This window comes from Bellilinea sp., assembly GCF_053501535.1.
The window spans coordinates 20,205-44,937 of record NZ_JBRCOK010000025.1; the positions used below are offsets into that span (position 1 = coordinate 20,205).

Annotated in this window: 23 protein-coding genes and 1 tRNA gene; 18 read left to right on the forward strand and 6 right to left on the reverse strand. The window is 45.8% G+C overall.

The window, feature by feature from the left end:
• Nucleotides 1–36 precede the first annotated feature (36 nt).
• From ACWIZX_RS01965 to ACWIZX_RS01990, 6 genes are read left to right on the forward strand one after another with little or no spacing between them, the layout of a single operon-like run.
• Nucleotides 37–618, forward strand: coding sequence for a helix-hairpin-helix domain-containing protein (locus ACWIZX_RS01965; RefSeq protein WP_322791686.1), 582 nt, complete (start codon nt 37–39; stop codon nt 616–618).
• A gap of 21 nt (nt 619–639) precedes the next feature.
• On the forward strand, nt 640–1,086 hold the full coding sequence (locus ACWIZX_RS01970; RefSeq protein WP_448334660.1) for a GatB/YqeY domain-containing protein: 447 nt from the start codon (nt 640–642) through the stop codon (nt 1,084–1,086).
• Between the two features lie 6 nt (nt 1,087–1,092).
• Nucleotides 1,093–3,267, forward strand: a complete 2,175-nt coding sequence (locus ACWIZX_RS01975) for an HD family phosphohydrolase (RefSeq protein WP_448334661.1) — start codon at nt 1,093–1,095, stop codon at nt 3,265–3,267.
• Nucleotides 3,257–3,715, forward strand: coding sequence for an rRNA maturation RNase YbeY (gene ybeY / locus ACWIZX_RS01980; RefSeq protein WP_322791875.1), 459 nt, complete (start codon nt 3,257–3,259; stop codon nt 3,713–3,715). The genes ACWIZX_RS01975 and ybeY overlap by 11 nt, the downstream gene beginning before the upstream one ends.
• Nucleotides 3,712–4,089, forward strand: coding sequence for a diacylglycerol kinase family protein (locus ACWIZX_RS01985; RefSeq protein ID WP_448334662.1), 378 nt, complete (start codon nt 3,712–3,714; stop codon nt 4,087–4,089). Before ybeY ends, ACWIZX_RS01985 begins: the two co-directional genes overlap by 4 nt.
• A gap of 35 nt (nt 4,090–4,124) precedes the next feature.
• Nucleotides 4,125–4,961: a TIM barrel protein gene (locus tag ACWIZX_RS01990; RefSeq protein ID WP_448334663.1), complete on the forward strand. Its 837-nt coding sequence runs from the start codon at nt 4,125–4,127 to the stop codon at nt 4,959–4,961.
• On the opposite strand, the gene ACWIZX_RS01995 is transcribed toward ACWIZX_RS01990, so the two are convergent.
• Entirely contained in the window at nt 4,956–5,609 is a 654-nt protein-coding gene (locus ACWIZX_RS01995) for a response regulator transcription factor (RefSeq protein WP_322791878.1), read from the reverse strand. The genes ACWIZX_RS01990 and ACWIZX_RS01995 overlap by 6 nt on opposite strands.
• Nucleotides 5,610–5,815: 206 nt before the next feature.
• On the opposite strand from ACWIZX_RS01995, the gene ACWIZX_RS02000 reads away from it, so the two are divergent.
• From ACWIZX_RS02000 to ACWIZX_RS02055, 12 genes are all read left to right on the forward strand, one after another.
• The gene (locus ACWIZX_RS02000) at nt 5,816–6,217 is read left to right on the forward strand and encodes a response regulator transcription factor (RefSeq protein WP_322791879.1); all 402 of its coding nucleotides are present in this window, start codon (nt 5,816–5,818) and stop codon (nt 6,215–6,217) included.
• Nucleotides 6,218–6,230: 13 nt separating this feature from the next.
• A complete protein-coding gene (locus tag ACWIZX_RS02005) occupies nt 6,231–6,602 on the forward strand; it encodes a DUF192 domain-containing protein (RefSeq protein ID WP_322791880.1) in 372 nt (123 codons plus the stop codon).
• Nucleotides 6,603–6,687: 85 nt separating this feature from the next.
• On the forward strand, nt 6,688–7,989 hold the full coding sequence (locus tag ACWIZX_RS02010) for a peptidoglycan DD-metalloendopeptidase family protein (protein ID WP_322791881.1): 1,302 nt from the start codon (nt 6,688–6,690) through the stop codon (nt 7,987–7,989).
• Between the two features lie 87 nt (nt 7,990–8,076).
• Nucleotides 8,077–9,663, forward strand: coding sequence for a hypothetical protein (locus tag ACWIZX_RS02015; protein ID WP_322791882.1), 1,587 nt, complete (start codon nt 8,077–8,079; stop codon nt 9,661–9,663).
• A 561-nt stretch (nt 9,664–10,224) separates the two neighbouring features.
• Nucleotides 10,225–10,297: transfer RNA gene (locus ACWIZX_RS02020), tRNA-Arg, on the forward strand.
• Between the two features lie 25 nt (nt 10,298–10,322).
• Nucleotides 10,323–10,847 (forward strand): thiol peroxidase, encoded by a 525-nt coding sequence (gene tpx / locus ACWIZX_RS02025; RefSeq protein ID WP_448334664.1) that lies wholly within the window; start codon nt 10,323–10,325, stop codon nt 10,845–10,847.
• Nucleotides 10,848–10,875: 28 nt separating this feature from the next.
• Complete coding sequence (locus tag ACWIZX_RS02030) at nt 10,876–11,307, forward strand: Hsp20/alpha crystallin family protein (protein WP_322792689.1); 432 nt, start codon at nt 10,876–10,878, stop codon at nt 11,305–11,307.
• Between the two features lie 9 nt (nt 11,308–11,316).
• Nucleotides 11,317–13,875 (forward strand): endopeptidase La, encoded by a 2,559-nt coding sequence (lon, locus tag ACWIZX_RS02035; protein ID WP_448334665.1) that lies wholly within the window; start codon nt 11,317–11,319, stop codon nt 13,873–13,875.
• Nucleotides 13,876–13,897: 22 nt separating this feature from the next.
• The gene (locus ACWIZX_RS02040) at nt 13,898–14,254 is read left to right on the forward strand and encodes a response regulator transcription factor (RefSeq protein ID WP_322792687.1); all 357 of its coding nucleotides are present in this window, start codon (nt 13,898–13,900) and stop codon (nt 14,252–14,254) included.
• 25 nt (nt 14,255–14,279) lie between these two features.
• Entirely contained in the window at nt 14,280–16,022 is a 1,743-nt protein-coding gene (locus tag ACWIZX_RS02045; RefSeq protein WP_448334666.1) for an RNA-binding domain-containing protein, read from the forward strand.
• Nucleotides 16,019–16,522 carry a molybdopterin adenylyltransferase gene (gene mog, locus ACWIZX_RS02050; protein WP_322792685.1) on the forward strand — a complete coding sequence of 168 codons (504 nt, stop codon included), beginning with the start codon at nt 16,019–16,021 and terminating at the stop codon, nt 16,520–16,522. Before ACWIZX_RS02045 ends, mog begins: the two co-directional genes overlap by 4 nt.
• A gap of 20 nt (nt 16,523–16,542) precedes the next feature.
• Complete coding sequence (locus ACWIZX_RS02055) at nt 16,543–16,737, forward strand: CDGSH iron-sulfur domain-containing protein (RefSeq protein ID WP_448334667.1); 195 nt, start codon at nt 16,543–16,545, stop codon at nt 16,735–16,737.
• Nucleotides 16,738–16,742: 5 nt separating this feature from the next.
• On the opposite strand, the gene ACWIZX_RS02060 is transcribed toward ACWIZX_RS02055, so the two are convergent.
• From ACWIZX_RS02060 to ACWIZX_RS02080, 5 genes are read right to left on the reverse strand one after another with little or no spacing between them, the layout of a single operon-like run.
• Nucleotides 16,743–18,023 carry a DUF58 domain-containing protein gene (locus ACWIZX_RS02060; RefSeq protein WP_448334668.1) on the reverse strand — a complete coding sequence of 427 codons (1,281 nt, stop codon included), beginning with the start codon at nt 18,021–18,023 and terminating at the stop codon, nt 16,743–16,745.
• On the reverse strand, nt 18,020–18,985 hold the full coding sequence (locus ACWIZX_RS02065) for an AAA family ATPase (protein ID WP_448334743.1): 966 nt from the start codon (nt 18,983–18,985) through the stop codon (nt 18,020–18,022). Before ACWIZX_RS02065 ends, ACWIZX_RS02060 begins: the two co-directional genes overlap by 4 nt.
• Nucleotides 18,981–21,356, reverse strand: a complete 2,376-nt coding sequence (locus ACWIZX_RS02070; protein ID WP_448334669.1) for a YfhO family protein — start codon at nt 21,354–21,356, stop codon at nt 18,981–18,983. The genes ACWIZX_RS02065 and ACWIZX_RS02070 overlap by 5 nt, the downstream gene beginning before the upstream one ends.
• Nucleotides 21,340–22,950, reverse strand: coding sequence for a hypothetical protein (locus tag ACWIZX_RS02075; RefSeq protein ID WP_448334670.1), 1,611 nt, complete (start codon nt 22,948–22,950; stop codon nt 21,340–21,342). The genes ACWIZX_RS02070 and ACWIZX_RS02075 overlap by 17 nt, the downstream gene beginning before the upstream one ends.
• Nucleotides 22,937–24,508, reverse strand: coding sequence for a hypothetical protein (locus ACWIZX_RS02080; RefSeq protein WP_448334671.1), 1,572 nt, complete (start codon nt 24,506–24,508; stop codon nt 22,937–22,939). The genes ACWIZX_RS02075 and ACWIZX_RS02080 overlap by 14 nt, the downstream gene beginning before the upstream one ends.
• Nucleotides 24,509–24,733: the final 225 nt, after the last annotated feature.

Below are 24,733 nucleotides of genomic sequence, written 5' to 3' on the forward strand. Positions count from 1 at the left end.
ATACTGATAATGAAGATCTTGGTTTGAAGCAGCAGTATGGGAAAAACGATCTATATCCTAGCGATTGGAATTTTAATCGGATTGCTGGCCGCAGGATTAATTTTACTGATTTCTTCACCTTCTCACAGCGCGCCAATTCTTATATTACCCACACCGACTTCGCCATTGATCGCGGTTCACCTCTCTGGGCAGGTGCACTCGCCGGGGGTATATTATCTTGCTCCCGGCAGCCGGGTTCAGGATGCCTTGCTGATTGCGGGAGGTTTCACCGAACAAGCCGATGCAGATCAAATTAATCTGGCAGCCCGCTTGAATGACGGTCAAAAACTTTACATTCCAGCAAAAGGTGAGGTCTTAAATGTCAATAACCCGATGCAAATCCCACTCCCGACCAATTCCTCGGAGGAATTTCCCGTTATCATTGACCTAAACCTTGCTTCTCAGCAGGAATTAGAGAGTTTACCGGGAATTGGCCCAACCAAAGCCAGTGAAATCATTGCATATCGGCAAAAAAATGGTAGATTTGTTACAATTGAAGAAATTCAAAATGTACCGGGAATTGGTGCAGCCCTATTTGAAAAAATACGGCCATATATCACCGTAACGAATTTGCCCTGACCCGACTTGAGGAAAATAGTCATGGAACTAAAACAAAAAATCGAAAGCGCATTGAAAGACGCCATGAGGTCCGGCAACGAAACTCGCAAGCGCACTTTACGATTAATCATTGCCAGTATCAAGAACGCTGAAATTGATAAAGGTTCGCCATTGGATGATTCAGGGATTTTGGGAATTATTCAAAAAGAAGTGAAAATCCGTAAAGAAGCGTTGGAAGGTGCAGAACAGGCTCATCGCGAAGATCTCAAAGAGATGACCCTTTCCGAAATTAAAATTCTGGAAGAATTTCTTCCCAGTCAGCTGGGAGAAGAAGAATTAAGGCAATTGGTTAAAGAAGCAATTAAAGAAACTCAGGCAACAAGCCCTGCAGATACAGGCAAAGTCATGAAAGTGCTTATGCCAAAAATTCAGGGCCGTGCACCCGGGGAACAGGTCAGCAAACTGGTTCGGGAGCAATTGTCTCAATAATGGGCGATGAAGAATAACCATAATAGCTGGTTGTTTACAAGGCGGATCAATCGAAATCTCTTTCGATTGGTCTTGCTGATCTTAACCAGTATTTTATCTTATGGGGCGATGGTTTTACCCATTGCCATTCGTCAGCCTATTGCGCCTTTACAAATTGGTGATGTTGCGACACAGGATATTCAGGCCCCTTACGACCTCTCTTACATCAGTGAAGTCCTGACAGAACAAGCCCGGCAGGATGCACGCAACCGCGTAGCCCCTGTTTATCTTCCAACAGATCCCGCCATTGCCCGACGGCAAATTGAAAAATTGCGCGTTGCACTCAACTTCATCACCAACATTCGCTTTGACACATTTGCCACCCCCGAACAAAAATTTGCCGATCTTTCGGCAATTCAAGAAATTCAGATTTCCACGGATACTGCCGAAGCCATTTTGGAATTGAGCGACTCCCGCTGGCAAACGATCCAGCAAGAGGCTCTTTCTGTATTGGAACAGGTCATGCGGCGCACCATCAGGGAAGATCAACTCGAAGACGCCCGCCGCAGTATCCCAACCTTAATCAGTTTTTCCCTCCCAGAAGATCAGGCCGCAATTGTGGCAGAACTGGTCACACCTTTTGTAGTGCCAAACAGTTTGTACAGTCCAGAGTTGACTGAGCGGGCACGGGATGAAGAAGCTCGGAAAGTTGAGCCGATTGTTAAGACCTACCTCGCCGGAGAAACCATTATTCGACGCGGTCAAATTATCACCCCGCTGGCATGGGAAGCGCTGTCTGCTTACAACCTTATCCAACCGCGCAGCCAACAGGAAAATTTGTTAGCCGCATTTTCCCTTATCGGCTTAATCACGGTATTTACCGGGTTTTACTTCAACCGTCGCAAGATGCCACTGGTCGAAAACCTGAAGGGTTTATTGCTGCTTTCAATTACTTTTCTAATCTTTCTGTACGGGGCAAAAATTATCATTCCCAATCGCACCGTTCTTCCGTACATTTACCCAATCCCCGCATTTGCCCTGGTGCTGGCCAGTCTTTTCAGCCTTGAAGCCGGTTTGATCTTCCCGATGATCCTGTCCATCCTGGCTGCTTATGGCCTACCCAACAGTCTCGATCTGACTCTGTATTACATTCTGACCAGCATGATCGGTGTTTTGGCATTAGGTAAAGGCAGACGAATTGCAAATTATTTTTGGGCTGGTATTGCCATCGGACTGACCGGCACCGCCATCATTCTGGCTTACCGCCTGCCCGATACAATCACGGATCTTTTGGGGATTGCCACGCTCAGTGGAGCTGCTTTTCTCAACGGCCTGGCATCGGCAAGTCTTACGTTGCTGTTCCAATTCCTCTTTGCTCAATTATTGGGCATAACCACTGCATTGCAATTGATGGACCTCTTGCGTCCTGACCACCCTTTATTGCAACACATTTTAAGAACAATGCCCGGATCTTACCAACACTCCCTTCAGGTTTCAAATTTAGCCGAACAAGCTGCCGAAGCCATAGGGGCGGATGCACTTCTGACCCGCGCCGGAGCAATTTACCACGATATCGGCAAATCCCTGAATCCCTCTTTCTTCATCGAGAACCAGATTGGCAACAAAATCGATTCGCATGATGATTTGGACCCAGAAGAGGCAGCACAAATTATCATTCGTCATATCACAGATGGTGTTGCACTTGCTCAAAAATACCGGCTGCCCCGCCGTATTCAAGATTTCATCTTGGAACATCATGGAACTTTGATAACGCGCTATCAATATTCTCAGGCTCTCAAAGCGGCTGGCGGCGACCCTTCCAAAGTGGACATCAATAAATTTCGCTACCCTGGTCCACCGCCTCAATCTCGTGAAACCGCAATTCTGATGCTTGCGGATGGCGTAGAAGCTCGTGCTCGTGCGGAATTACCCAAAGACGATGAAGAATTGAGAAAAATTATTCGCGGTGTGATTGAATTTTGCCAGAAAGAAGGACAACTGGATAATACCAATCTAACCCTTCGCGATCTCAGTCTGATCACCGAGTCCTTCATCAACACCCTGCGCAACACCTATCACCCCCGCATAAAATACCCGGAAATTAAAACCAATCAGCCGTCCACACATACCGAATCCACACCCCCCTCTACACAAAGCCCGATTAATCAACCTACAGAACCCATCAAAAGTCATGATGATTAATATCCAGATTGAACCTCCGTACGAAGATGTGATGAAAGAAGATTGGATTTTGCGCGTCAGCCGCGCTGCTTTGGAACATGCTCAAGGTGAAAACGAAGTTGAAACCACAATTGTCCTGACCGGCGATGAGACTCTCAAGTCTCTTAATGCTCAACACCTTGGAATGGATGCCCCTACAGATGTTTTATCCTTTCCTGCCGACGAATTTGATCCCGATCAGCAAATGCCCTACATCGGTGATGTGATTATTTCCGTCCCCCGCGCAAAGGAGCAGGCTGAAGCAGCCGGACATCCGCTGGAAAATGAAATCAGCCTGTTAATCGTACATGGTATTCTGCACCTCTTGGGCTACGATCATGACAGCGAAGAAAGAAAGGCGCTCATGTGGAAAAAACAAGCCGAGATTCTCTCCAAACTGGGAATACACATCAATCAACTCCCCGAATGACACTGTTTCGATTTATCGTTGGACGGCGGCCGGCATTCGAACACGCCTTTCACGGTTTGATACATGTGCTAGTGACCCAGCACAATGCCCGCATTCATCTGGTGATGACCATCCTTGTCGTAATTTCAGGTCTTCTCCTGAAACTGGTCGCATGGGAATGGGCAATGATCATCATTGCCATCGGATTGGTGTGGATAACCGAGATTATCAACACTGCGTTGGAAGCCCTTGTAGACCTGGTCACCCAACAATATCATCCCCTTGCAAAAATAGCCAAAGACACCTCGGCTGCAGCAGTCTTATTTGCCTCAATAATAGCAGTGTTGTTGGGCATTGTTGTATTCATGCCTCACCTCCTTCAATTGTTTTTGTAAGCAATCTTAATTCATGATCCTTTGCAGGAGAAAATATGTCACAATTCCGCTTCGGTACGGTCGGTTCTCCCATTTCCACTCCCAAAAAACCGGGGGGAAGCGTGGGGGCGGTGCAGCAAACTCGTTTGTTGGGTCTGTCCGCGCTTGAATTGGGATGGGTTCAATCTGTGCGGGTATCTGAAGAAACCTGCCGGCAAATTCAATCAACAGCCGCGCAACTCGATGTCGCTATCAGCGTCCATGCCCCCTATTTCATCAATCTGAATGCTGATGAAGACGAATGGCCAAAATCTCGTCAACGGTTAATGGATGCGGCTTATTACGGTTTCCTGGCTGGCGCTACGGATATTGTTTTTCATCCGGGCTCTTACTTCAATCAGCCACCTCACCTGGTTAGAGAAAAGGCAATTCAGCGTCTTGCTGGCTGTGTAGAGGAACTCAAAGTAAAGCAGATCCATGTAACCTTGCGTCCTGAAACGATGGGAAAATCGGCAATGCTCGGTTCACTGGAAGACACCTTAATCCTGAGCCAAAGCCTTGATAACGTTGAGCCTTGCCTTGATTTTGCACACCTTCACGCTCGTGCAGGAAATGGCTCGATGAATACGAAAGGAGAATGGTTGCAAGTGCTTAAGGATTACCAAAATGCATTAGGAACACAAGCCTTGCAAAGACTGCACATTCATCTTTCAGGTATTGAGTACAGCCTCAAAGGCGAAAAAAATCATCTGCCATTGCGTGAATCCGATTTCGCGTTAAGCGACCTGTTTATCGCCCTTAAAGAGCTGAATTGTTCGGGCAGGATTTTATGTGAAAGCCCTATTATGGAAGAAGACGCTCTTTACATGAAAGAGGTCTGGGAAGAATTATAAATATTCCTTCAAATTGTGTTCAACCGCATAAGCTGCCGCCTCAGCCCGATTGCTGACGCCCAGTTTTGAAAGAATGCTGCTGACATAATTCCGCACAGTTCCTTCGCCTAAAAATAACACCTTGGCAATCTCCCGGTTAGTCTTGCCCTCCGAAACCAACAGTAAAACGTGTTTCTCCTGCTGGCTCAGATTGGCAAATGCGGAAGCTTCCTCTTCCTTGACTGCACGGCGCACTTCTTGAAAAACCCGTTGGGTAACTGCGGGGTCTAATAACGCCTCCCCTCGTCCCACTGCTTCAATTGCGCGAATTAAATCCTCACCGCCAATTTGTTTCAAAACATACCCGGAAGCACCAGCGCGGATTGCGGAAAAGAGCATTTCGTCTTCAGCATAGGAGGTCAACATAATCACTTTGGTTTCAGGAAATTTTTGAGTAATTTCTTCACATGCCTCAATTCCCGATGCCCCCGGCAAACGGATATCCAACAGGACAACATCCGGGCGAAGTTGAGCCACCTTCTCCAGAGCTTCTTTGGCTGTCCCGGCCTCTCCTACAACCTCAAACTGGGGGTGATGTTCGAGCAATGCCTTCAAACCAAGGCGCACTACTTCATGATCATCCACCAATACAATGCGTTGTTTGCTCATAAGTGCCTCCACGCGAAAGTATAGCGAATTAACCCTTCTATGGCAAGTAAAAAGATAACATTGATTATCCATGGATGAAATTGTTTCTGTACAATTTCTAATGTTTTTTATTTGGAATTCTTCAATGGGTGTGGTAAACTAAAGACAGGGCGGCATTATAAAATCGCTCAATATGAATTATTCAGAAAGACCAGCCAGCAAAACCTATGAATTCAAGCCTCAACCGCACGGTCATTTATATCGAAGACGATCAGGAAATGATTGACCTTGTGTCAATGATCTTAAGCCGCCGAGGCTATGCTGTCCAAGGGGCACCGGGGGGAAAGATTGGACTGGAAATGGTCAGGCGGGAACCGCCCAATCTGATTCTATTGGATTTGATGATGCCGGATATGGACGGCTGGGAAGTTTATCAAAACCTCAAATCCGATGAGAAAACAAAAAACATCCCCGTCATCGTGATCACCGCCAAGGCACAGGCTATTGACCGGGTTCTTGGACTGCATATCGCCCACGTGGATGATTACATCAGCAAACCGTTTCGACCACAGGAATTGCTGGAAAGCATCGAAAAAGTCCTCGCCAAAGCCGAAAGCAAGGATCACTGAAGCATCAGATCCAATGACCCAGTGGATTGAGATACAAAATCTGAGTCGTCCCGAAATTCCGCCAATCAAAGCTCGACTTTGTAATTCGTTTTGGACAAAATTTCGCGGTCTGATGTTTCAAAAGTCTTTGGAAGAATATCAGGGAATTTTAATTGACGAACAAAAGGATGGCATTGCGAATACTTCCATCCACATGTTTTTTATGCGCTTTGCAATTGCAGCCATCTGGATTAATGCGAAGCAGGAAGTCGTGGACGCCAAAATTGCCCATCCCTGGAAACCATTTTATGCGCCATACAAACCTGCCCGATTTGTATTAGAAACTCACCCCAATCGCCTCCTCGACTTCAAACCCGGTGATCGGGTAAAATTACTGCATGAATAAGCGATTTCAATTATTTTGTTTTATTACAATTGTTTCTCTCATTTTCCTCCCTTCGTTGAAGGTCAGCGCCCAATCTGCAGGGGATTTGCCAGTATATATTGTACAGAGTGGCGATACCATCAACACCATTGCAATCCGCTTTGGGATTTCTGCTCAGGATTTAATTGCCGTAAACCAGATCTCCAATCCTGATTTGCTTACGATCGGCACGCCGTTAAGAATCCCCGGCTACGAAGGCATTTCTGGCACACTCAAACTGACCGTAGCACCATTAGGGGCAACCCTTCGAACCATCAGCCGTCAATACCAGGTGGATGAAAACACCATTGTCCGCCTGAATCAATTAACCAGCCCCTCTCAGATTTATGTCGGTTCAACCCTCATCCTCCCCGAAAAAGAGCAAGCAGTAGATCCCAAGCCGATTGCCATTCTCGGTGAAGGGGAAACATCTCTTGAAACTGCTGCCCGCAGTTACTCCAATCCCTGGAAACTGGTTTTACAAAACCGCAAAGAAAGCACTGCCCTTTTTTTGAGCGGAGAATTAATATTCAGTGATGCCCCGCAACAAAGTGGTGGTTTATTTGGTTCACCCTTAATTCAAAACATAGAAATCACACCTCTTCCACTTCGCCAGGGTAAAACGCACCTGATTCGGGTACTCACATCAACCCCACTCAATCTTTCTGGTACATTGAATAACCTTCCTTTATCCTTTTTTCAGGAAGCAGATAATCAATACATTGCTATCCAGGGTATTCATGCCATGGCGCAACCCGGATTGGCATTATTAACCCTCCAGGCCCAGGCTGACGACCAATCCTCCTTTGCATTTGAACAGCCCATTTTGCTGGAACCCGGTTACTATCCCCAGGATGTTCCGCTAGCGGTAGATCCAGCCACGTTGGATCCGGCTATCACCCAACCCGAAGACGAGCTGATCCGTACCATCACCAAACCGGCTACTCCACAGCGTTACTGGACGGAAAAATTCCGTGTGCCGGTAGATGAGCCCTGTATTCGATCCTGGTTTGGCAGCCGCCGCTCCTATAACAACAGCGGCTATAAATATTTTCATACTGGCGTGGATTATGGCGTGTGTGCCAATAATCTGAATATTTACGCGCCAGCCCCCGGCAGGGTGGTGTATGTGGGAGAGCTAACCGTTCGAGGAATTTCAACAATCATTGATCACGGCTGGGGTATATATAGTGGTTTTTGGCACCAGAGCAGTACGAAGGTTAATGTAGGAGACTTTGTTGAAACTGGCCAGATTATTGGTGAAATTGGCGGAACAGGACGTGCTACCGGACCGCATCTTCACTGGGAAGTGTGGGCAAATGGTGTTCAAGTAGAGCCGCTGGACTGGCTGGAAAAGGTATACCCATAAAATCAGCAATATTTATCATTATCAGGGTATAATTAAGAAACATTATGTCAATGTTGTGCACATCTTCATCCATCGAGCAATAGGAACATGCCTGTTCAGATCGAAAACCTGCAAGAAACGTACTGGGAAAAGTTTGAAATTCAAGAAGAAGATCTCGAATTTCTTTACAATCACCTGCTGGAAATTGAAACGCCACTGACGGCGAAAGAATTAGCCGAAGTATTGATTCGAGAACGAATTCGTCGCGAAGCGGAACGCTTAGTGGCGCTCCAAACCGCCGGCGGCGAAATTTACCAACCTAAAAACAGTTATCAACCGGATGATCGCATTCAGTTCCCCGCTTTAAATTGGAGTAAGGGCAAAGTTCTTTCTGTGCGGCCCGGTTTCAACCCGGATTTGCCCCCCTTTAAGGTGATTAAGGTTGAGATGACGGACGGCAGCATCAAAGAATTTGCTGCCTCTCTCGCTGATCATGTTCTCAATCAATCCCTTCAAAACGAAATTACAGAACCCGCACTGAACCCCCAATTAATCATCGAAAAATATGGTGATCAAATTGCCGGGCTTCTCACCCAGACCTTTGAAACCGTACCCGATCTTGTTCAAATTGCAGGTGCATGGTTTCCGCGATCCCTTTTAGTAGATGTCAGCGTTGGTCACCTCAACCTCGCCGAAGCCCTGCTGGAAATGTCGGGTGGCGGGCCATTGCCAACTGAGGTCATTTTAGATCAGATCGAGCTTCCCACGGATGTCAATCGGAAATTGACTGAATTTTCAATGAACCTTGCATTGCAAGAAGATGAGCGATTTGATGAAGTCGGCCCTGCCGGCAAAACGCTCTGGTTTTTGCGCCGCCTGGAACCCGAGGGAGTGCAAAACACACCCCTTTATTTACGCTATCAACCTGTTTCGGTGGATGTCAGCGCTGCCAGATCGGAAATCGAAGCGCTGAACCGCCTGGTTTTTGATGAACTGGAAGCAGAGGGTGATTTACCCCGTAAGGCAGAGGAAATTGAGGTAAGCTTAATCTTCCCTCACTGGCGAGCCGGGACAATTCCCCTTTCTAAAAGCATCGCGCGCCTCTTTCCGACTGCTTACGAAGCACCCCGTGTACGGTTCCTCTTTGTGGATGAGGAAACCGGAAAAGAGTTTCCCGGATGGGTGGTACGTCCAAACCGCTATGTTTTCGGTTTGAGGGAATGGATTGAAGAAAAAGAGTTGATTCCCGGTTCGTTGTTTGTAATCAAACAAGGCAAAGAACCGGGTAAAGTTGTTATCAAAGCGCTGAAGAAAAAATCAACGAAAGAGTGGCTGCGAACCGTTCTGGTGGGAACTGATGGTGGAGTTGTGTTGACCATGCTTAAACAACAGATTGGGAACGAATACGATGAGCGAATGGCAATTGCGATTCCCGATGTGGCAGCCCTGGATCAGGTTTGGGAAACCGGCTCCCGTTACAAAACCCCGCTCGAGAAGACAATCCTAAATATGATGCGTGAAATGGTTAAACTTTCTCCGCAAGGTCATGTCCACGCACAGGAACTTTATGCAGCAGTTAATTTAGTGCGCCGTTGCCCACCGGGGGTTTTGGTTTCAATTCTGGCAAATCAACCCAATGTCATCCATCTCGGTGATTTGTATTACCGACTAAGCGACCAAGACTCAGAGGTCTGAAAAGATGAGTACTCCCAGCCGCTTCAGTCTCATAAAACCTACATTAGAAACCCCCTTTCACATTGATTTTGAATGGTGGAAAAGCCATGACCAAAACTGGCGGGTTTTTCTCTTGAGTTTTCTGTGTCCTGAACATCAGACCCTTTTTGAAAGCATGGGTGGCGAAACCTGGATTGACTGGGTAAATCCTCAAACAGGCGAAGTAACACAGGTTGACGGACTACAGCATACACTGATGGTTCACTGTGCAAAATTACCCGGGTTTTTATCCCAAAACACCTCTCTGGTTAATTCGGTCTTCAGGGTATTCCTCTCCAATGGGAACACACCCTTAACCCCCCTTGAACTTTCCAAAATTATTGACAGACCTGCCGAAAAGATTTTACAAACTTTCTCCGGTACGACGGTGTATCAGGGAATTCGTCCCGTTCAAAAGGGGTAAAATTTAGTACAAAACACCACCTTTTTAGAAGATTTTGCTTGCTGTGCTATAATTGAAGTTGACAAATTCACATCATCAAAAATTTTGGTGCTCGCCAATCCTAATTAACACATTGCCCTGCCCCTGTAGCTCAATGGATAGAGCACCGGACTTCTAATCCGTTGGTTGTGAGTTCGAGTCTCACCAGGGGCGCTGATTTTGCCAAAGGAGTTAGAGTATGATATTTCCAGAAAGAAACGGTGTAATCACCTTCGCCGGTAGAGATGTGACCGTTGTCGGTCCAGACCTGAAAGTTGGTGAAATTGCACCAGAATTTACCGTTCAAGCTCAAGATTGGTCCACAGTCTCCGCCCTCAGTGCAACTGAAGGTAAAGTCCGCATCATTGCTTCTGTGCCCTCGTTGGAAACCTCAGTATGTGATCGCGAAACGAGGCGATTTAATCAGGATGCAGCCAACCTGAGTAAGGATATTTCAATCCTGGTAATCAGTACCGACCTGCCGTATACCCAAAAACGTTGGTGCGGCGCAGCTGGGATTGATCAGGTCATGGTGCTTTCCGATCACATGGATGTTGACTTTGGTAAAAAATATGGGGTCTTAATCAAAGAAATACGCATATTACGGCGGGCTGTCTTTGTAGTTGATCGCAATAATCGCATCACTTACGCCGCTTATATGCCTACCATTGGGGCAGAACCGGACTACGATGCCGTAATTGAAGCTGCAAAACAGGCATTGTAGTGATTGTTTGTCCTTTAGTGGAGGTACGATGGTAACCATTTATTTCAAGTCAAAAAAGTCTCACACCAGTTTTACCGGTCTGGATGAAACCGCACCTTCTTTTGGAAAAAACATCAACAACTGGCAAAATAATCATCCTCATAGATGGCAGCCGGCAACGGATATCTACGAGACTGAGGAAAAAATTATCATTCTCATGGAAATCGCCGGAATAAAAGAGGAAGATCTGACCATCCTGCTCCATCAAAACACCCTGATTGTGCAAGGCATTCGCCGATTCACGTACGAATCGCCACGCGCCATTCATCAAATGGAAATACCCTATGGAGAATTTAGCGTGGAATTGAGTTTCAACATCCCCGTAGATGACTCTCAAATTGAAGCCATTTACGATCAAGGATTTTTACGAATTGACCTTCCTAAAGCCCGCCCCAAACAAATTCACATCACCAAGGAATGAAAGAGCGGTATGCCAGCATCCAGATGGAATATTGACCTAAACCAGTTCTATTTTCAGTTTGACGCAGAAGAAGAAGGCTACGAAGAAGTCTTCCTGAGTTCGGACGAGGGGGAGGAAGAAATATTCATCGAAGAACCGATAAACAAACAATCAGAAAATAATCTACCGGAAGAAATCATCAAATTACCGGACATTTTGCCCATTCTACCCTTGAGAGGACTGGTAGTTTACCCCCAAACCGGCGTTCCTTTGACCATCGGGCAGCCGCGTTCTATTCGTCTGGTGGATGACGTGGTGACGGGTGATCGGTTTATGGGTTTGGTCGCCTCAAAACACCCCGAAATTGAAAGCCCCGATCCTGAACATTTATACCGGGTAGGAACTGCGGGATTGATTCACCGAATGTTCCGAGCACCGGATGGCACAATCCGTTTACTGGTGCAGGGTCTGTTTCGTTTTCGCATTGTAGAATTTGTGGCAACCGAACCTTACCTCAAAGCCCGAATCGAGGTCATTCCTGAAAAACAGGAAAGCGGCCTGGAAATTGAGGCTCTCGCCCGCAATGTTCGCGATCAATTTGCGCACATTGCTGAAATGATTCCTTCCATGCCGCGCGAATTGGTCGCAACGGTTACTTCGATTACCGATCCACTTCAAACCGTTTATACCATTGCCAATCTTCAACGGATGGACATCGAAGACGCTCAAGAAATCCTCGAGCTGGATTCGATCACCGAAAAACTTCACAAGCTGGTAACGTTGCTGACTCGCGAGAGCGAAGTTTTGGAGCTCAGTCAAAAAATTCAGAAAGAAGCGCGTTCCGAAATTGACAAAGTTCAACGCGAATACTTTTTACGTGAACAGCTGAAAGCCATCCAGCGCGAATTAGGTGAAACCGACGAACAGGCCGCCGATGTTGAGGAATTTCGCAAGAAAATTGAAGAAGCCGGCATGTCTGATGAAGCGCGTAAACTGGCACAACGCGAATTGGACCGGCTTTCTCGCCTGCCGACCGCCGCCGCAGAATATGGAGTTATTCGCACTTTTCTGGATTGGCTGGTTTCTCTTCCCTGGTCAAAAACAACTCCAGATAATCTGGATATTACCCATGCCAGAGAGGTTTTGGACCAGGATCACTACGGCCTGCAAGATATAAAGGAAAGAATTCTCGAATATCTGGCTATACGAAAATTGCGGTTGGATCGTTCCGCAGAATTCAGTCAGGATACTGCCACCGATGTTATCCGGCGACAACGGGAAGGTGTAATTTTGTGTTTTATTGGTCCTCCCGGCGTGGGCAAGACCTCATTGGGTCAATCTATCAGTCGCGCCATGGGGCGGAAGTTTGTTCGCATCTCGCTTGGAGGTGTACGTGACGAGGCGGAAATTCGCGGCCACCGCCGTACTTACATTGGTGCAATGCCCGGGCGAATTATTCAGGCTCTCCGCAGAGTCGAAACTCGCAATCCGGTATTTATGCTGGATGAGATTGATAAACTCAGTTTTGATTTTCGCGGCGATCCCGCCTCAGCCTTACTGGAGGTGCTTGATCCCGAACAAAACCTGGAATTTCGCGATAACTACATCGAAGTAGCCTTTGACCTATCCCAGGTGATGTTCATCACTACTGCCAATCAAATGGAAACCATTCCCGGACCATTATTGGACCGCATGGAGATCATTCAGCTTTCCGGTTATACCGATAGTGAAAAATTCGAAATTGCCAGGCGATACCTGATCCCCCGCCAGTTGAGGGAAAATAGTCTTCGTTCAGAAGAGATCGAGTTCACCCCCAAGGCATTGACAACCATCATTCGCCACTACACTCGAGAAGCCGGGGTGCGCAACCTTGAACGGGAAATCGGTTCTATTTGCCGTAAGGTCGCCACCAAAATTACCGAAGGCAAGATCACCCGTCAGGTGGTAGATGAAAACACTGTACGAGAATTTCTCGGCAGACCCAAGTATTTGGGAACCGAGGAAATTCAACGCCGAACAGAAATTCCCGGTGTTGCCACTGGTCTTGCATGGACACCCGTTGGAGGGGATGTTTTATTTATTGAAGCAACTATAATGCCCGGCAGTAAAGGATTCATTACCACCGGCTCGGTAGGAAAAGTAATGCAGGAATCGGCTCAGGCAGCCCTTTCCTATGTGCGCTCAAGGGCCGCTCAACTTGGTATTGATCCCACCATTTTCGAAAAGTCTGATATCCACCTGCACATTCCTGCCGGCGCCCAACCCAAAGACGGTCCTTCCGCTGGGGTTACCATGGCAACCGCTCTGGTATCATTGCTCACTGGAAGATTGGTGCGCTCAGATGTGGGCATGACCGGTGAGATTACTCTTCGTGGACAAGTCCTGCCGGTCGGGGGCATCAAAGAAAAGGTACTTGCTGCTCATCGGGCCGGATTAAAAACGGTCATCCTTCCAAAAGATAACGAAGCTGATCTGGAAGACCTGCCCGAAGAAGTCCACAATGCCATCCAGTTCATTCTCATTGATAGTGTGGATGAAGTTTTGGAACATGCATTAGAACAAAAAGTGGACCAGCCTGCCCAACCTTGATTTTGAGTAGAAAGACAGATCTATGACAAAAATATTGATCATTGAAGACGATCACTCAATGCGATCCTTACTTAAGACTTTACTGGAAATCGAAAACTTTCAGGTTTCCGTATTGGATATCAACGGTGGAGATTTGATTGCCCAAATTATCTCCGCTGATCCCGACGTCATCCTCATGGATGTCAATCTTAAGAGTACAGATGGATTGACAATTCTACGGGAGATGCGTGGAAACACTTCGCAAAAAAAGAATTATCGGGTGATTATGACTTCCGGCGAAGATCGAAAACAGGAATGCCTGCTGGCAGGGGCAAATGATTTTTTACTTAAACCCTACATGCCAGCAGATCTGATTCAAAAACTGAAACTGTACTCTTAATTTCTTTCCAAACAGGAGATAATGTTTGGCTAAAAAACAATCCCTCAACAATTCTCAATGGTTTACCATTGATCTACATATCCATACACCCGCTTCGAGTGATTACCAACAACCCGAAGTGACTTTCCTGGATATTTTGCAAAAAGCCGAAGCCCGTGGACTGCATATGATGGCAATCACCGATCATAATACCGTCGCTGGCTACCGCAAAATGATGGAGGAAATTCAATCCCTCGAATTCCTCGATAAACTGGGAAGGCTGCTGCCTGCTGAAAAACAACGATTGGAAGAATACCATCGCCTGCGATCAAAAATTCAGGTATTACCCGGTTTTGAATTCACTGCAACTTTTGGGTTTCATATCCTTTGTATTTTTCCTCCAGAAAAATCTATCCGAGAACTAGAACACCTGCTTCTCAGCCTCAACATACCGCCTGACCAAATTGATGAAGGCTCTCAAACGGTTGGTGCGACCGAAGACGTACTTACCGTTTACCGAGTTGTAAATGAAAATGGTGGTTTAGTGATTGCCGCCCATGCCAATTCCAGTAATGGCGTTGCCATGCGGGGCTTTAACTTTGGGGGGCAAACCAAAATCGCATTCACCCAAGATCCGCATTTACACGCCCTTGAGGTAACCGATTTGGAACAAAAGGGTCCGCGCACCACGGCGGCCTTTTTCAATGGAACAAAACCGGAATACCCTAGGCGAATGCATTGCATTCAGGGTTCAGATGCCCACCGTCTTACTTCCGATCCCGCTCGAAAGAAAAATTTTGGGGTCGGCGAAAGGGCAACGGACGTCCTGCTTCCAGAATGTACTTTTGAAGCCCTTCTGGAACTCTTCAAAAGCAACGATTTTTCCCGAACCCGACCTCACCGCCACAAAGAAGAACCCCTTTTTGATTTTGTTCAAAATGCTCAGGAAGAAGGCCCGAACATCATCCAGGATTTTCATGAAAGCATGACGGTGCGGGGAGGCAAGTTGTACGCCATTCTGGCTGATGTTTGCGCATTTGCAAACACCAACGGTGGAACACTTTATATTGGCATCAGTTCCGATTCTAAAAAGCCCCCGGTCGGTATTCAGGATATCGATCAAAGCATTCACGCCCTCGAAAAAGAAATCAACAATCGCATCAGCCCTCCCTTGCATTGCACCATTGATGCCCTTGATTACAAAGGGAAAAAGATCATTCGAATCTTGATTCCGCGGGGCGAGGAACCACCCTACGCAGTGGATGATAATAAGATCTACATCCGCGATGAAGCGGAAACGGGTCTTGCAGTGAGGGATGAAATCGTCAGTCTGGTGCTCCGAAACAAGAATACTGTACTCCCTTCACCGAACGAGATTAATCCCTTTGATACTGTTCCGCCCGCAGAGGATATCATTGACGATTTGGGTGTTGAACCCCGCACGGGTGTCGAAGTATTAGCCCCCGAAGAACGGCAGGGAAAACAATACTTTACCATGCGTGACTTGCGCAATGGCAATGTGGTAAAAAACGTTACCCGCGCCTCTGCCCGCAAACTGTGGCATTATGCCATTGATCGCTATACCGAAACGGTCAAATCCTTTGATCCCAACAGGATCAAATGGATTGGGGATTACGGGTTATTGAGAAAACACAAGCAGGGAAACATCACCCGCTTCGATTTGATTTTACGCACACCTCAAGGTTATCGCTATTTCTTTGGGGTTACCGAAGATGGTATTCATGGGGAATGGCGTAAAGTAACCGGTGTTGACGATGGAGAAAGATGATGCGGGTCGGTATCATCACAATATCAGACCGAAGTTCGCGGGGTGAACGAGAAGACCTTTCAGGACCGGCACTGGTCAAAAGAATTTCAACTGCCGGTCATCAGGTAATTGCAACTGCCATAATTCCGGATGATTTCAATCAAATTAAGACCATTCTTGTTGAGTGGTGTGATTCGGGTAATTTTGATTTAATTTTGACCACCGGCGGAACCGGCTTCGCCCCTCGGGATGTTACCCCTGAAGCAACTTTGGCAATCCTGGAAAAGACCGCCCCGGGTATTGCTGAAGCAATGCGCGCACAAAGTTTAAAAATTACCCCTCATGCCATGCTCTCCCGGCAACAAGCCGGAATTCGTAAAAGGACGCTGGTGATTAATTTACCCGGCAGCCCAAAAGGAGCAGTGGAAAATCTCGAAGTGATTTTACCGGTACTGCCTCACGCCGTTGAACTTCTGCAGGAAAGCCCTTCTGCAGAGAAAGGACATTCACACTCAAAATAAATAAAAAATGGAGGAATATCATGGCAGAACATTCTACCGAACTACGCAACGGCCATAAACGCACAACAGTAAAATTACAAACTGGAGAAAGTGTCGCACTTTGCCGGTGCTTCCAATCGATAGAATTTCCGTTCTGTGATGGTACCCATAAAACACTGGATAGCGATGCCGGCCCGGTGATTGTACAGGCACCAAAACCGGAAGATATCAAATAAAACTTTTAGACCTGGTCATTTTCCAAACTATTTTGGAGATCATCCCCGTTTCGGATGATACGAACTGGGATTCCATACGCCCTGAGCCTTTCAAAAACCCCACAATCTTTAGGGCGCGCCCCGAAGCTAACCGCGTCCAACCCAATTACCACTGGTCTCAAATCTTTTCGCAAAAGCATTTCAATAGCCAGTTCAAGCAACTCGGAGCACAAGGCGGTGATCAACACAACCGTGCTTCCTTTGGGAATCTGATTGGCTTGACCTTCAATTAAACCTACAAGCGATAAATTTCCCTCTGGTTGAAGAAAAGCCAGCGTTTCCAACAATTTACCCATTTGACGCACCCCCTTTTCGGCTGGTAAAACACTCAGCGTCTGAGCGGCGCAAGCGAACCCAACCGAACGCCCCCTTTTCAAGTAATAATCCGCAACAGATGCCGCACAGGATACTCCATATTCGAAAGAATTGGGTGGTAAAGGAATAACCAATTTTTGGGGGATAATCCAGTAATGATTTGCTCGATCAACACGTCTTATGTCTGCCAGAGCGGAATGGGTGCCGGCCTGCGCATCCAACAAAAGCCAAACATCCGCTTGGGGATCTTGCTCAAACTCTTTGACCATCAACCGATCCTTACGAGCGGTAGTCTTCCAGTGAATGCGATTTAACGGGTCGCCGGGAGCATATTCCCGCACCCCGGCTGCATAAGGGGTCACTTCAAGACTTTTCCGCCGCAAGGCCCTGCCCCCCGGTAATTCGCCGCCCGGTTCGGGGAATTTCTGCAGGTTTACCATGTAAGGAAAGACCAGTAGTGTTTTTTCAGAAGGAATAACCTTATTCACTGCAAAAAAACCAAAAGGATCACCTGAAATCAAAACGGTCGGACCTAATCGAAACGCACCTCTTTGAATCAGCAAGGTTCTTGAAAAATAAGACCGAAGCTGATGTGGGCCAATTCCTGAAATTACCCTTGATCCTTGTTTTTCGGGTAATGGCGAAAGATCCTTTACTTCAATCCATAAACGCCCATACCACGATTCATTACGAACTTCAAATCTTTCTTCAAAAATCTGTCCGACAGGCAACCTCAAAACTCGCGCACTACGCGTTGCGGTTAACCCGCGCAGTGCCAGAACCGCCCATAAAAAGGCGATGGTCAACAGCGCCAACAGCAGGTAAATAATCCGATAATAAACAAACACCGTTGGTTGCTGCGTCAGGTAAGCGCCGGCAAAGGAGCCAGCAAGCAGCGCTAAAAAGACAAAAAATGGTGGACGAATTTTCATGCAGTTGAGGGCTGAAAGGCAAGATCCCCGCCAGGAACCGGTACTAAGGTCACCAATTCATGAACAATTTGATCGGCACTTAGATTTCTCAACCTTGCTGAAGGTTGTATAACCATCCGATGAGAAAGTATGTTTTCAGCCAATAATTTGATATCATCGGGCAGGACATAATCCCTGCCATGAATTGCCGCCCGCGCCTGCCCGGCACGGAATAAACCAAGGCTTCCCCGTGGGCTTGATCCCAAATAAACATCCGGATTTTCCCGAGTGGCGCGGGTTAATTCCACAATATATTGTCGCAATGGACGCGAGACATAAACCGTTCGAATGATCTTTTGTACTTCCAATAATTCGTCAATTTCAACAACTGCTTCCAATTCCTCAATTGGATGACGGATTTGTTGGAGTTCCAAAATTTTCATTTCATCGAACAGCGAAGGATATCCAATCTTGATCCGCATCAGGAAGCGATCCAGCTGCGCTTCGGGTAACGGGAAGGTTCCTTCGTACTCAATCGGATTTTGGGTTGCCAACACTAAGAATGGGACTGGCAGGGGATAAGTTACCCCATCTACAGTTACTTGACGCTCTTCCATTGCCTCTAGCAATGCTGATTGCGTTTTGGGTGTTGCACGATTAATCTCATCCGCCAGCACAATTTGTGCCATAATTGGCCCCGGTCGAAATTCAAACTGGCGGGTTACCTGATTGAAAATAGACACACCGGTTACATCGCTTGGCAGCATGTCCGGAGTGAATTGAATACGACTGAACTTTACCCCTAACGACTTTGCTAAACTACGCGCCAGAATGGTTTTCCCCACTCCCGGCACATCATCAATCAAGAGATGCCCCTGACACAATAAACTGATAATAACCAGTTCAAGGGTGTGAGTTTTGCCAACAATTACCTTTTCAAGGTTTTCCATAACCTTTTTGGAAAAGGATTGAACTTTTTCAATCGAGTGATTCATTCGAGGCTCCTATTTTTGATCGCATTTTTTGGGAAGTTAATACGACCAATGACATAGTGATGCAAAACAATAATGTTGCTAAACTAATCCCCAAAATGACAGGAAAACCGGTGGGTTGATAGCGAAGAATAACTTTATGATTACCCGCTGGAACACAAACTCCTTTGAAGAGGTAATCCACCCGTTCAACGGCCGCAGGCTCTCCATCAATTGTTGCTGTCCAGCCCGGATACCAGCTATCCGCTATACGAACCCAGCCGGTTGAATCGGTACTTACCATCACTTCAAGCAAGTTAACCTCATCTCGCAGAAGCTCAACCTGCGCATGTGATCCAGAAGGTTTTGATGGAATGTCACAACTTTCTTCTGCCTCGACTATTATACACTCTCCGTTGGTTGTAACTTGCAGCGCTTGTAGAAGCATTAAATTAAGAGTTTCTTCACTTTCTGCCATAATTCTCTGACAATTTTTCCACCCAATTCTCGGATCAGGTTCGATTTCTTGAACCCGCCAATTGAGGCTATCCTGATCATCCAACTCGATGATAACCCCTACCCCCATTTTACGAAGTTGTAATTCCGCAATAGGTGATGTTAAATCATCCAATATTTCCATCCATTGCTCAAAGTACTTAGGGACCAGGGGATCGAAATTATTGACCATAGCAACATTGGATAATAAATTCATATTTGGCAGAGGGAGCAATTTCATCTCGTCCCAATTTGAATTTGCGTTGAAATCACGAAAAGATAGATATTTTTCAAATTTCAAACTCTTTTCTACCGACAGCGGAATATAAACCCGAGATCTTGGGTTACCATCGGTAAAAGCAGAAGGTGAAGCATCAAAGAATCGCATGTTGATAAACGGATTGAGTGAAATGCCAGCTACCCATAAATCCAAAAGGATTAATCCAGCAGCCAGAAAATTCCATACAGTTTGTTTTCCAGACTTAGATATCTCTCCTGCTGGAGCCAACAATCCAAGTGTTGAGGTGGAAAATAGCAACCCTGCCAATAGCATAAAAGAGTGAACGAAGGTTTTTTCAATTTGAGGCAGCAACAAGCTACCTGCTAACGCCCCTATCCCTGTTGCCAGAGCTGCTACTGTCAGTAGCTTAAACCGAATTTTTACCTTCCCCGTTGGTCTTTCCCAGGAATGCGCCCCAAAGCCGGCAAGTAATGTCAGAGAAAAAACAGCCAGGTACATCCATCGTGTTGGTGCTTGAAACATATCAAAAGTAGGAATATTGCGATAAAGCCACGGAAATACAGGAGTGTTTTTCCCCAAGGAAAAAACAGTTGCAATGACAACGATTGCCCATAAAAATCTAACCACCCTCTGCTTGGTTATATCCCAATCAGGGGCAGATGATTGTCGAAAAGGAACGCCAATCGTACTCAGTGCCAGCAGGATTGGGATAAAACCGATATAGAGTGCATCCTCCCAGTAAGCCCCATACCCCCAGTAATTTCCAGTACCTGGATTACCAAACAAATCCGGCAAGAAAAAACCCAGCAATCGCCATGGCCATAAGGAATAATTCACAGCATACTCATAATCTACTGCACTGGAGCGCTGTGATTGCAGTAAATACTCAAAAGTTGGAAAGAGTTGAATACTTGCAATTAAAACCGCAAGTAAAATTCCAGCTGCCAGAAAACACATCTGAGTAATTTTTGTTCGTTGGTCTCCCTTATTGGCTACGCGAAAAATCGTCCACAAAACAGCAAAAACCAACGAGTACCAGCTTAATTGAGCATGGCCAGCGAATAGTTGATTTGCTGCAATCAAGGCCAGCCCGATTGTCATCATCCATCTTTGGGAGCGATGATCTGATCGGATCACTCGTTCAACTGCCCAGATCAACCATGGCAGCCAGGCCCCAGCCCAGATCATGCTGAAGAAAGAAGCCCGCGCCACAAAATATCCGCATAAGCTAAATGCCAGACCGGCAACCAGCTGTCCCCGTCCATTAATCCCTAATTCTCTGAGCAGCAAAGCCGTTCCAACACCGGCCAACCCAAGGTGGACTGGCACAAGCAGCGTGAATCCCCACGCCAGAGCAGGTACTCCGCCCAACCGGTAAAAGGGATAAAGAATCCAGGACAAAGGGTATAAAATTGCGGTTTGATAATTGGCAAACAGGGGTGACCCCATCCCATTCAGTGGATTCCAGAAAGGGAAGATACCCTGTTCCAACAACGCAAATCCATAGGCTCGCCAGGGGATAAATTGAAGCCCGGCCGTTCCCCAAAAAATTACATTCCCCTTTATCATTGGAATCAGGAATAAGGAAAAAGGAGCAAGAAAAACAAACCACAGGATACCATTTTGGTTTTTACCGATTGATTTCATTTGCACCTGAATTTAATGTTTGTTGAAACTCAAACAATATATACTTCGAATTTTCATATCGCCTAATTAAGAATTCTAATTCTAAATTTGATTTGAAAAAGCAAGGCACCTCTGATTTATTCATGATCCAAAAATCCACATTTTCGTCCTGTAAAAATTGCTTAAAATCGTTTGGATTCTCTTGTGAAAAAAGTATTTTCATTCTCTCATTGATCTCTCTTCCGCGGATACTCTCTGGCCCATGTCCAATGATCACCCGAACAGGAGCATGAGCCGGTAATAAGGTTGACAACTCCCAATCCGCCAAAACGACGGACTGAGTGGGTATTTTTTGTTGAACAAAATCAAGCAGCCGGGTTTCATTCTGACTGAGAAAGAGCGGAAAAGGCTTTCCAGAAATTGTGATGATGGCGCCTGTCAGAAACAAAAAGGTGGTTAGAAAATTTAGCGAATACCACAAAAATGCCGTTTTTCTAATTCTTTCCCCCGGTTTAAACATTCCGCTGATTGCCAGAATACTCATAGCCACATAGCCGCCCTCTGCCAGGCGACGCTGTAAAAGATAGGGGAAATAAATCAAGAATGGTAATAACACCAGCCAGATCAACAGCAAACGTGATTCGAACATTGCTTTAATTGGCTTACGAAAAAAACCTGCCAAAATGATTGGAATTACCAGCCCATAAGCAAGCAGATAATCGGTCAATGGCGGAGAAAGAATAATATTTTGGGCGCGCCAAATCTTCAAGAATGGATCGACTTGAAACGCAATAAAGGTATATACAACGAAAGGTGAGGAAATCAAAATTACTATCCCCAATTTGACCAATTTTGAACGATTAAAACGGGAGGATATGCGATTGATTTTTCCAAAAACAATCTCACCAAAAGTAAAGGCAGTTAATATTAGCCATCCAAGAGGTACTGTCAGTGGTTGCATTAAGGCAAGCAAATTCCAGTAAAGTCCGATTTCAATTCCCTGCTTAATTACGTGATTGGCATCTTCTTGCAGGAATTTCGTCAATCCCAAAAACAGGAAACCTCTTGCCCATACTAGATGAGGAATTGCCAGATAAGCCAAAAATCCGAAGGTTTCTGGTGAATAAAATTCCAAAGGCATATCAATCCACAAATTCCTAAAACCCAATGTATAAAGAAATCCTAATCCCCCACCAAAGGTAACCAGCCCAAGCGTCAGAATACGACAACGAAAATCCTCAATAAATAGAGATATAAAACGATACAGTGCAAAGGTCGTAAAACCAATTCCAGCCAGGCGAAAAAGATGATAAAGAAAAATTCGAGCGAAATAATTACCGAAGGGAGTTGAAATTTTCCCTAGCAATATATATGGGAAAAACGCCAAAAAACCCTTTTGTGGAAAGGCGGTGTATGGTGTTCTAAAGAGCCATGCGCCATTTGCACCCGATAACATTTTTGCAAGATAAGAATTGCCGTCTTCAGCAGCCAACAGCAGGCCGGTATAACTAGAATTATCACCGGCCAATACCCATCCTAAAAGGTATGGCAATGAAGTGATGGCTGCCGTAAATATCCAAAATAGAATAAGAACTTTTTTTTCAATTCTTGTCATTGAATCGCTTAAGAAGCAAAAACAAGATAACACTCAGCCAGGCTATGGCGCTTATCGATGCGCCGAGATAAACCGGCACAGGCCTGAACTCCAATCGAATTTCATGGAATCCATCAGGCAAATCCAGCACTGGAAACAAATTATAAATTTTTCCAAATGTTGAAGGTTGATCATCTATGAAGACCATCCATCCCGGATAGTCTATGTGAGAGAGAAACAATTTACCCGGCCCATTTGCCTTGAATTCAATTTTGTTGGGTTGTATTTGCTTAAATTCCACCGGATATTTTCTATTTTCGCGTTCAACCCATGCCATTCCGGAGAAGTAGGGGTTTTCATAAACACGGCTTTCTGAAAATTGGGCAACTTGATACGGTTGGAACGGAGCGATATCAAACTCAGACACTATAAATCTAACACCCAATAAACTCATCAGTTCCAAATCCGGGGTGAATTTTTGATTATCCGTTTCCGGATCATTGGTAGGAAAAGGGGGCAAGGTAACACTGTAGGATTCGAGGGGCACTCCACTTGCTTTTATAAAAAACTCTTGGTAGGTTCTGAGAATTAATGGATCAACCCCATTTACCATCTTGATTCCATTCAAAGCCGCAATGTGTTGAGGAATGTTGCATGAGGGTGAGTAAACCCGAAAATCACCAGTCTGAGACTTAAGATATTCGACAGTTTGGCGGTTTTCTCCAAAAACTTCATCGGAGGTTATCACCTGTATGCTTTGAAAATTAACCAAGGTCAAATCCAGCACCAGCAGAAGAACGAACATCCAACCGCCAATTTCCACATACCTTCGGTTTCGTTCCAATACTGCAATTAAGAAAATAACAACCAGAAAAATAACGAAACCCCAAATCAAGTTTGCAGGTAACCTTTCACCAAGCACAAGGAAACCCAGCCCAAAGAAACCTGTAAAAGCAACAAAAGGGGTCATGAAAAATACCGGGTCAGGTCGGAATAATTGTTCTCTTTGCAACAGGTCATTTAACCCGCAGGCGGCCAAAATTGGAAAAGCCATTCCCCCTATAAAGTAAAAACGGGTGGGCACACGCAATAAATCCATTGCCGGTAAACGGGATAGTACCGAGAAAAACGGCAACGCATCTCCGACTGCCAGCAGCAAGCTGAAAATCACCACCATCCACCAGAATATGTTTTTCTGACGCAGATTGGGCAAAGAAAGGCAGTAAATACCAAGACAGATAATAATTGCGCCGGGGTATAAAGTCCATTCCGCGAAGCCGCCAAAATCGGGTATCCATAACCCTAATAATTCTTCAACTGGCAGAGAATATACTACCAAATCTTTTAAGTCCATAAAAATGCGCGTGGAAAGACGTGTATATTCAGCCAGCGGCAACAATATGACAGCCGCCAGCAAAATTGCCCCCACTAGAACAATGGGAATTTCAGCGATATGCTTAATTTTGATCAACAGAGGAATGGGTTTGAATAATGGTTTCTGTTCAAAAATGACGAATCCTCCCCATAACAAGAGTGCATAGGCCAGCCAGCGTACATCAGCCAAAGCAATTAAGCCCAATATGGCAGCCGAAACAACCGGACGAGAAATCCGCTGATTAGCAGCTTGATTAAACAAAAGCCACGGCGTCCAACAAACTGCATATACCATCGTAATGTGACCGGCCGCATAATGAGCAAACAATTTGGGCATCAGCAAAAAACCAAACACCCCAAGTAAACTGGCCTGGCTTTGTAATCCCAGATAATCTAAAAATCGCTTGAATCCAATTGCTCCCCAAAATAA

Bases quoted from the DNA above. Each gene is read 5' to 3' on its own strand.
- ACWIZX_RS01965 (WP_322791686.1), top strand. From the start codon at position 37: ATGGGAAAAACGATCTATATCCTAGCGATTGGAATTTTAATCGGATTG.
- ACWIZX_RS01970 (WP_448334660.1), top strand. From the start codon at position 640: ATGGAACTAAAACAAAAAATCGAAAGCGCATTGAAAGACGCCATGAGG.
- ACWIZX_RS01975 (WP_448334661.1), top strand. From the start codon at position 1,093: ATGAAGAATAACCATAATAGCTGGTTGTTTACAAGGCGGATCAATCGA.
- ybeY (WP_322791875.1), top strand. From the start codon at position 3,257: ATGATGATTAATATCCAGATTGAACCTCCGTACGAAGATGTGATGAAA.
- ACWIZX_RS01985 (WP_448334662.1), top strand. From the start codon at position 3,712: ATGACACTGTTTCGATTTATCGTTGGACGGCGGCCGGCATTCGAACAC.
- ACWIZX_RS01990 (WP_448334663.1), top strand. From the start codon at position 4,125: ATGTCACAATTCCGCTTCGGTACGGTCGGTTCTCCCATTTCCACTCCC.
- ACWIZX_RS01995 (WP_322791878.1), bottom strand. From the start codon at position 5,609: ATGAGCAAACAACGCATTGTATTGGTGGATGATCATGAAGTAGTGCGC.
- ACWIZX_RS02000 (WP_322791879.1), top strand. From the start codon at position 5,816: ATGAATTCAAGCCTCAACCGCACGGTCATTTATATCGAAGACGATCAG.
- ACWIZX_RS02005 (WP_322791880.1), top strand. From the start codon at position 6,231: ATGACCCAGTGGATTGAGATACAAAATCTGAGTCGTCCCGAAATTCCG.
- ACWIZX_RS02015 (WP_322791882.1), top strand. From the start codon at position 8,077: ATGCCTGTTCAGATCGAAAACCTGCAAGAAACGTACTGGGAAAAGTTT.
- tpx (WP_448334664.1), top strand. From the start codon at position 10,323: ATGATATTTCCAGAAAGAAACGGTGTAATCACCTTCGCCGGTAGAGAT.
- ACWIZX_RS02030 (WP_322792689.1), top strand. From the start codon at position 10,876: ATGGTAACCATTTATTTCAAGTCAAAAAAGTCTCACACCAGTTTTACC.
- lon (WP_448334665.1), top strand. From the start codon at position 11,317: ATGCCAGCATCCAGATGGAATATTGACCTAAACCAGTTCTATTTTCAG.
- ACWIZX_RS02040 (WP_322792687.1), top strand. From the start codon at position 13,898: ATGACAAAAATATTGATCATTGAAGACGATCACTCAATGCGATCCTTA.
- mog (WP_322792685.1), top strand. From the start codon at position 16,019: ATGATGCGGGTCGGTATCATCACAATATCAGACCGAAGTTCGCGGGGT.
- ACWIZX_RS02055 (WP_448334667.1), top strand. From the start codon at position 16,543: ATGGCAGAACATTCTACCGAACTACGCAACGGCCATAAACGCACAACA.
- ACWIZX_RS02060 (WP_448334668.1), bottom strand. From the start codon at position 18,023: ATGAAAATTCGTCCACCATTTTTTGTCTTTTTAGCGCTGCTTGCTGGC.
- ACWIZX_RS02070 (WP_448334669.1), bottom strand. From the start codon at position 21,356: ATGAAATCAATCGGTAAAAACCAAAATGGTATCCTGTGGTTTGTTTTT.
- ACWIZX_RS02075 (WP_448334670.1), bottom strand. From the start codon at position 22,950: ATGACAAGAATTGAAAAAAAAGTTCTTATTCTATTTTGGATATTTACG.